We start from the raw sequence: 5,491 nt of genomic DNA on the forward strand, positions 1-5,491 counted from the left end.
CGCACGGGAACGTCATCCAGATCGACGAGCGGGCCACGGCGATCGGCCGGCGTGCGCCAACGGCGATCGGCGTAATGGGCTCGGTGCGGCCGACGCTATCAGAGGCATTCGACGTCACCGTCCATTCGCACTTCGAACAAGATCGAGAAGCTGTCGGCGATGGACTTTGGGCCGAAGAGCAAGGTCGGGGAAGGCGCTGTGGTGAAGCTAGGCGGACTGTTTTTCGTTATTGCCGTGTCGACAGGCAAGTTTGTGTGCGACGGCAACGAGATCATGGGCATCTCCACCCAGGCACCGATCTATGCTGAGTTGGAGGACAAGCGCGCCGGTGACGCGATCTGGTTCAACGGAAGGGAGCTCGTGATCGAGCAGGTCGCCTGACAGCAGCGACACGGAAGGTCGAAAGCGGCGCCTCGGCATAACGCACGGCAACTGTCCCGAACGCGTCATGCGCCTGAAGTTCACTCCGCCGTTGGACCGGCGGTAGACGCTCGACGCCACACTAACTAACCCGCTTCCATGGCGCCGGGCGAGTGGAATGGAAACGATAACAACCCGGCATTTCTAATGGTTGGAGTACCAGCATAGCTTTTCTGTGCGACTAACCGGGCTGACCCGTCAAGGTCGTACGGAGTGCGTGCCAGCATAGGACGGCGTGATCGCCCTCTTAGATGGGATGCGCTTTCTACGTCGCGAGGACCCGCCGAAGCAAACAAACACATAGGAGTCACCAATGTCGTTCCGCTTCATCACCAAGTCTATGCACGCCTACCTCATCGATTATCCCGTCGCTGTCGTCTTGATCGCAGCACCGTTCCTGCTGAAGCTCGGCCAGAGCGGACCGACCGCACTGTGGCTTTCGGTTCTTGTCGGTGTCGCGGCGCTACTCCTGCCCGCCCTGACCGACCACCCCACCGGGCTCGTCCGTATCATTCCCTACTGGCTGCACCTTTGGGTCGATCGCGCCGTCGGGGTACTGTTTGTCATCGCACCGTTTGCCTTCAGATTCGTTGGGCTCGACGCCTGGTACTACTGGGTCCTCGCTGCCGCTGTCCTGCTCACGACGTCAGTCTTTAACGCGCCTGAGGAGCCAGTCGCGACGCGTTTGGGATTGGACAGGCGCACAGCGGGTTGAAGGCGGGGACGGCGTCGTCGAGGATCGAGACGTTGCCGATGTTCGTCCGTGGGGACTCAGGGAGGGCGAGCGCTTCTGCCCTCCGTCACATCACCCATTGAGTAGCCATCGATATGATCGTCGTCCGACACCTGAACGAGTCGTGGTCGCAGCGCATCCTGTGGTTCCCTGGACGAGGTGCAGGCCCCTTACAAGGTTGCATTCTACCAGCGCGACGCGCGCACCAACCTCGGCGCCGGCAGAGTTGCGCGAGATCCACCGCAAGTCGCCCGTGATCACCGAAGGCGATCGGGTCATCGCCGAGTCGGGGGCAATCATCGACTAAATCGTCCGCAGGCAGGGCGACCCGCCTGCGCATCTTGCTTTGATTTACGAACGGAAGTGAGGACTGTCGCAGCGCTATTCTCCGCCGCTATGGAAACTATACGTACCGGCTATTGGAAAATTTCGTAACTCGCTGCGATCGATGGTTATCGCCGCCGCAGATTTTGTCGAGTAACGCGCAGCGCAAACTGGGAGGGATATTACTCAATTGCGTGGAACAGAAAGGCACGGCTCGATGCAAAACGTGGCACCAGTGATCAACGAGGCTCGCCGGAGCGGAACGCTCCGGCTGGCATTCATATCCGCCGTGGTCTCCCTGGTGGCCTCTTTTGCTGCTTCAGCCGCGCCGATCCCCCTGTACAACATCTACCGTGCGGAGGAAGGGTTCTCTAACTTCGGCATCTCGATGGCCATCGTCAGCTACTCCGTCGGCACCATCGCCTCACTGTTGGTACTGGGACGTCTGTCCAATCATCTGGGCCGCCGGCTCACAGCGATCACTAGCCTCGGCGTGCTCCTGCTGGGTTGTCTGCTGTTGCTGAATGTGCACGACATCGACATCCTGCTGGCCGGTCGGCTTCTGGTGGGCGTCGGTACTGGGTTGGCCAGCAGTAGTCTTACCTCCTACATCGTCGACGCCGCACCTGATACGCCGGAATGGTTGGCCTCCGTTGCCTCCAGCCAAGGACCAATGCTCGGCCTCACCGTCGGCGCCATCGCCTCCGGCGCCCTGGTCCAGTTCGGCCCCTGGCCACGCGACCTCATCTACCTGGTTTGCGTCGGCTTCCTATTACTGTCTGCCGCACTCATCGCCATCAGCCCGGAAACCGCAACTCCGACGCAGGGCGCTTGGCGATCACTGCTACCCCGGGTCCGCGTACCGGCCCGGGTCAGGCATCTGCTACCTGTCGCGGCAGCGGTGTTCCTGGCCACCTGGGCAACCGGTGCCTTCTACCAAGCCTTCGTGCCTGCGCTGGTCGAAGATCAACTCCACACCCGCAGCCCGCTCATCCTCGGATTGGTGTTCTCCGCCTATATGGCCCCCAGCGTTTTCGGCGCTCCCATCGGCGGCCGGTTCACATCCGCGGTAGCCCAACGCGTCGGCATGATCACCTTCCTGGCCGGAATGATCGGCATCATCACAGCGATCAACGCCGGCACACTCGCATTGTTCATCATCGCAACCATAGTCGCCGGCGCCGGCCAAGGCATCTCTATCAGCGCCGCCACCCGTGGGCTGCTGCACGGCAGCACGCTAGCCGACCGCGCACCGATCTTCAGCGCGATCTACCTGCTCTGCTACAGCGGTGCCGCCTTCCCCAGCCTCATCTCCGGCGAACTTTCCAACACCTTCTCGCTACCACAGATAGCCTTCGGATATGGGGTACTTGCCCTCGTCGCCACCCTGTTCACTGTCCTCGGTGCACGCAATCCACACACTGACGCGACCGGGAACAGCACCTGCGGCAGCTCTTCGACCTTCGACGATGCCGCCGCCTTCAACCCGACCGAGCGACGCGCGGGGGAGACGATCATCCGCGTTCGTCCGTGAGGACTCAGGGGCGCGAGCGGTTCTCCCTCCCCGTGGATCATCGTCGCCTTTTGGACTGGTGGTGATCGTCTCGGCACACATCCAGGTGGAGGAGTCGACCATGTCCTGGCGCAGCTCGGCCCGCTTTTCTAGGAGACAGAAAGTGACACTCAATCATCCAATTTTCACGCGCTGGCCGGCGCAGTACCCTGATCGGCTGCAACTCTTTTCCCTCCCGACGCCCAATGGGGTGAAGGTCGGCATCATGCTTGAGGAAACGAGCCTCGCCTACGAGCCGCACCGGATCGACATCATGGCCGACGAAAGCCACGACCCGGCCTTTCTCGCGCTCAATCCCAACGGCAAGATTCCAGCAATCTACGACCCCGACGGGCCGAGCGGCACGCCGCTCGCGCTGTTCGAATCAGGCGCGATCCTCCTCTATCTTGCCGACAAGACAGGACAATTTATCTCGGCCGATCCGAACACCCGCTACGAAACAATCCAGTGGGTGATGTGGCAGATGGGCGGAGTCGGGCCGATGTTCGGCCAGGTCGGCTTCTTCAACAAGTTCGCCGGCAAGGCCTATGAGGATAAGCGCCCGCGCGACCGTTACGCAACCGAATCAGCGCGGTTGCTCGGTGTCCTCGACGAACGGCTCGCGGGCCGTGACTGGGTGATGGGCGCTGACTACAGCATCGCTGATATTTCGCTGCTCGGCTGGGTGCGCAACCTGATCGGGTTTTACGAAGCGCGCGAGCTCGTCGGCTTCGACCGCTTTCTTCATGTGCAGGCATGGCTGGACCGCGGCATGGCGCGTCCGGCGGTGCAGCGCGGGCTGCAAGTGACGGCGGCCTAAGTGAGAATAATCGGCGTCGGCGACCTTGCAGTGCGGGTGATTGAATTCCTCGGCCCTCCCAAGTGGGTGTCCGCGAGCGCGCAGTCCCGCCACAAACGCATTTCCGAGGCTTTGCATCGCTGATTCGCGGCGGGCAATCAGCCGAGAGCAATTAGCGGCCGCGTCGTCGCGCCCGCGCCGAGCAAAGGCACGAGCGCCTAGGGTCCACAATGCGTGTCCGGGAATACTCCGCAACTCGTGGGACTTTCTGATCTGCCGGACCGAGGTTGCCGGACACGAGCGGTCACTCGTCTGAACTCTGGCGTGAAATCACGAGTGGCACCGACATCACCTTTACTGGCACCGTTTCAAAGGCCCCCAGGGGCAGCTGGGACAGCGTTGCAGTCAGATCGTGCATCGACGCGGGTTTCCTTCAATGGACCAAACGGTAGTGCCGCGGACCGCACGCCGCCGCGGCGGAAAAGTAGGTCCGCGGATCGCGCCGCGAATCCACAATCCGTCGCCGTTCGTCCAGACACACGGCTCGCCCCGCTTTCCGCGGCCGGGACAATCCGGGCAATGAGTCGGTTTGAAATGCCCCTTGGCGCGGACGGTGCACGCAGCGCTTTTGGACGACGATATCTCGCGCCTATCGAAAGCATGGCCAAAAAGAATTTCTAATTTCGTTGGCTGCCTCCGATCCTTAGGTCCACTGGGCTGGCCGAGCACGCGGCCGCCTCGACGTTGAATGAAGCCCTTGCGCCGAGCGATCGTGCCGCGCATGGGGCAAAGAAGGCATCCGCATGATGATCCGTCGATGGACATATCAATATGAACCCACTCTCGAAGACCTTTTAGGCGAGCCAATCATCCGTCAAGTGATGGCGCGCGACGGTCAAAACCCTGATGACATCCGTCGAGTTTTCATGGAAGCGGAGAGGCGAAACCGGTTTGTGCCTGGCTGTTCGCGCTTTGCGGCGGGCTGAATGCCGACGGTGCGAAGGCATTGAACTTCGCGCGGGCGAATGAAGAAATCGCGGCCGACGTGTTCGTCGATGCGCGGGACAAGATCACGACGAAGTTCGGCCGAGAATCCGGTTCTTATCTTTTCACCCCATTCGAGAAGAACAGCTGCAAAAGAGCCCCCTTGAAATCACCGAAGACTGTTGGCCTGGCTGTCACCGTCTCGCTGGTCGCCGTCACCGTGGCGGCGCTCACGTAGATGAGCTGAGCGACTCCGGCCGGCCCGACCGCGAACGTGGTGGACGCTGATGGGTCACTCGTCAAGCCGCTGCCCTGCACCAAGCAATTCTGGGAGCGAGGTCACACTGTTCTATGCGCTGCTCCTGGCGGATGCCCTTCCTGTCCGACCGGTATGATCCATAGAGCACGAATGTTTTGAGCGGCACGGCGTTGACTCCCGCGATCACGGCCGTCGGGGGCGACGCGGCTCGGTTTACGGCATGCTCCGTTGTCTGCGTGTCCGGCGTGGTGCTGTGCACGACGACTCAGTATATCCACCCGACGCGCCGAACCCGAATACACCGGGGCATGCTATTCATAACTCCGGGTTATCACCGCGCGGGCAAATCCTGCTGTACAACAAGCCACTTAGTGCAAGAGCGCAAGGCTTTGGCAGTGACGCCGCGGCATTGGCCCGGAC

General features: G+C 61.5%; 5 protein-coding genes. All 5 read left to right on the top strand.

All coding sequences use genetic code 11. The features are described from left to right. Window positions 1-159 precede the first annotated feature (159 nt). Window positions 160-381 (top strand): hypothetical protein, encoded by a 222-nt coding sequence (locus NKJ46_RS34325; protein ID WP_352671731.1) that lies wholly within the window; start codon window positions 160-162, stop codon window positions 379-381. 352 nt (window positions 382-733) lie between these two features. Then, entirely contained in the window at window positions 734-1,135 is a 402-nt protein-coding gene (locus tag NKJ46_RS34330; RefSeq protein WP_352671733.1) for an SPW repeat domain-containing protein, read from the top strand. Between the two features lie 559 nt (window positions 1,136-1,694). Then, window positions 1,695-3,011: an MFS transporter gene (locus NKJ46_RS34335; protein WP_352671736.1), complete on the top strand. Its 1,317-nt coding sequence runs from the start codon at window positions 1,695-1,697 to the stop codon at window positions 3,009-3,011. 100 nt (window positions 3,012-3,111) lie between these two features. Next, on the top strand, window positions 3,112-3,849 hold the full coding sequence (locus NKJ46_RS34340; protein ID WP_352671739.1) for a glutathione S-transferase N-terminal domain-containing protein: 738 nt from the start codon (window positions 3,112-3,114) through the stop codon (window positions 3,847-3,849). A 985-nt stretch (window positions 3,850-4,834) separates the two neighbouring features. Continuing rightward, entirely contained in the window at window positions 4,835-5,050 is a 216-nt protein-coding gene (locus NKJ46_RS34345; RefSeq protein ID WP_352671742.1) for a hypothetical protein, read from the top strand. Window positions 5,051-5,491: the final 441 nt, after the last annotated feature.

Source organism: Mesorhizobium sp. M0166 (genome assembly GCF_040322255.1).
GTDB lineage: Bacteria > Pseudomonadota > Alphaproteobacteria > Rhizobiales > Rhizobiaceae > Mesorhizobium.